General features: G+C 40.4%; 2 protein-coding genes. Both read left to right on the top strand.

Annotated elements, in window-relative coordinates; translation table 11 throughout:
• Positions 1 to 521 precede the first annotated feature (521 nt).
• On the top strand, positions 522 to 980 hold the full coding sequence (locus IBX48_RS10055; RefSeq protein ID WP_296834087.1) for a DsrE family protein: 459 nt from the start codon (positions 522 to 524) through the stop codon (positions 978 to 980).
• A gap of 329 nt (positions 981 to 1,309) precedes the next feature.
• Positions 1,310 to 2,620 (top strand): porin, encoded by a 1,311-nt coding sequence (locus IBX48_RS10060; RefSeq protein WP_296834090.1) that lies wholly within the window; start codon positions 1,310 to 1,312, stop codon positions 2,618 to 2,620.
• Positions 2,621 to 2,978 lie beyond the last annotated feature (358 nt).

The raw sequence follows: 2,978 nt of genomic DNA on the forward strand, positions 1-2,978 counted from the left end.
TGTAGGCTTTTTTCTGGCTGATACCAATCGATACCGGCGGTGCCATTGTATCGCGGATCATAGTTTGAACAATCCCGTTACGATGATAGAGAATTTGCGCATCATCACAAGATCAGCAAAGCTTAAACTGCAAATTTTACTTAGTTCTACCTTACCATAGCAATGAGCTCGGAACGAATGAAAGTACCAACAGACTTATTCGCCAATACCTTCCAAAAGGCGCCGCCTTTGAAAAGATATCGGATGAGATGTCCAACGGGTTGAAGATAAATTCAACACCCAACCCAGAAAGCGATTAAGGTTTAAAACACCCTATGAGATCTTCACCGTTCGGAGTTTAAGGGCGGGTGTTGCAATTGTTAGTTGAATTCAAGCGTATTAGTATCTTATTAAATAAGTAAAACTATTCATGGTATAGAAAAATTTTCTTTAAAAAGTGGAATAAAAATTAGTCCATAAACGCATAATAAAAATCACATCTTAATTTTTACAATACCAATGAGATACAAAGGAAAAAATAAATGCTTAAAAAATCAGCGATTAAATTAATGTGGTTACTTGCAAGCATCACTATTTCAATGCCGGCTTTTTCGGCCGCAAAAGATTCCCCTCTTCCAGAAACTTTTGCCGATAATAAAGTTGTCATACAGTTAAGTGATTACAACCCTCAGAAACAGCAACTTGTTTTAAATGTTACAGGCAATCTAATTAAGTACTTTGATGGTAAAGAAGTAGATATTGAGGTTGTTACTTTTGGTCCAGGTGTACGTTTACTTATGAAGGACAATCCCCATAGTCAACGAATTCAAGCCCTAATGGACGCGGGCGTACGTTTTTCTGTATGTGGAAACACATTAACAAACATGGAAAAGCAACTCGGTTATAGACCAGTTATAAGAGAGGGAGTTATGGAAGTGGAAGCAGGTGCTGGCCGCATTTTACAGTTAAACAAAGCGGGTTGGCAGGTACTTAAACCATGATAAAAGCCACAAGGGCTGACAGTACTGGAAAAAGGTAACGCAGACCAAGTCGTGCCACTGAACTTGTCTATTGCAATATCAAGGTTCCAGTTACTTTCGTGATAAATCACAAAAGAGATCAGTGAAAAATATAACTGGGCACCTCGATTAACCCCTGATGGAATTCAGCGTGATTTAGGTTACGTATGCTAAAAGCGAAGGTCTTCAATCTATGTGTAATGGTCAAGAGACACAACAACGAAGAGCTGGATAACTTGCCGTTGCCTAAAACCATTACGGGTTAATTGAATTCAAGGCGCCCTAAAATTAAATAACAATGAGGATTACTTATGCAAAACAAGAAATATGCCTTTAAAAAAACGACCATCCTACTAGCTTTAGTAGGCGCATTGACTTCACAATCCGTACACGCGACGAACTGGTTGATGCTCCAAGGAACGGAAGCCGATCATCAGGCGCCACGTGCTAACGTATGGGGCTTTGTACAAGCTGAATTTCAAAAAACTGATAATACCTTGCTCAAAGCGGGACCGGGTAAAGGTAGTGAAGCCGCATTTAACCAGATAGCACCACAGTTATCATCATCACAAAGTTTTAATATTCGTCGTGCCCGTATTGGGGTACGTGGCGCTAACTTTCCACTGGATAACAAAACCAATTATTTCCTTTTAGCTGAGTTTGGTAATAGCGGTATTACGACTGGTGACAACGCTTCACAAGGACAATTAACCGATGCCAGCGTAACCTTTAACCATATTAAAGGTGCCAGAGTGCGTGCCGGTTTATTTAAAACGCCTGGTTCAGAAGAATCTTTTCAGGGTATCGCAACTTTTAACTACATTAACTTTACCAATGCCACAGATCGTCTATTAATCGAACGTTCTTTTACAAATTCAAGTGACGAAAATTCTCGTAGCGGGCCTGTATCTGCTGTAAGAGATACAGGTATTCAGATATTTGATGCTTTCCGTATAGGCGAGTGGGAACACAGTTACGCCGTCATGTTGGGTAATGGTGGTGGATTAGCGACAACTAATCAAGATGATGATCTAGACACCTATGCTTATGCCTCAACTGAAAAGGTATTTGGTGGCACTACTGGCCCTAGACGTCAAGGCATGAAGTTCTTCGCTTGGACGCAGAATGGAAAGAGAACCATTGATAACGAGTCAGGTGTAAAACGTACGCGTAGTGGTCTCGGTACTACTTATTTTGATGGTAAATACCGTCTGGCTGCGGAATATATTACCGCCGAAGGTATGATTTACGGAGGAACAACAGGAGCTCGTACACCCGAAAACGGCGGAACATTCGTCGTTCAAAAAGAACAGAAGGCTGATGGTTACTATGTTGATTTAGGTTACCGTGTTATACCTAATCTAGAATTGAATATACGTTATGATCTACTAAATAGCGGCACGGCAATTGATGCGGCATCAGGCACTATTAATGATGCTGAGCGTCAATTTGTAACCACGACATTGGGTGCACAGTACTTTTTTAACAAGAAAACCTCAGTACGTGGTAACTATGAAATCCGCTCAATCGAAGCTCCAAATGCTCCAGAGGCAGCACCAGTGCATACTATCCTAGATGGTGTAGACAATCGCTTATCAGCGAGTATCACAATGGTTTTCTAGGTTAAGAGTAGGTTACTCTTTTTGTACTTTGGTCGTTGATCAACAATTTGCCCCTATTAATATCCTACAATAATAGGGGTTTTATCTGTAGCTTAACCTTTTTGTTTTAATTTTACTCATTTAAACCGCCCAACTATGCCTTAACAAGTAACCGCCCAGTGAACACACCATTAAACCTAGGTTTCGCACTCTAGAATAGGTGTCGAAGTGGACACCTCGTTATGACAACTCTGTTTTAATAAAACCGTCTCGTCGGCAATATACCTCTGATTTTAAAGCGTCCGGAACGTGTAAACAGCCCCTCCAGAATGACTTTTGTGTTACATTTTGTTTTAATTTAAACGCCTTAAATATTAAC

Origin of the sequence: Thiomicrospira sp. (assembly GCF_014859555.1) — a bacterium.
Classification (GTDB): domain Bacteria; phylum Pseudomonadota; class Gammaproteobacteria; order Thiomicrospirales; family Thiomicrospiraceae; genus Thiomicrospira.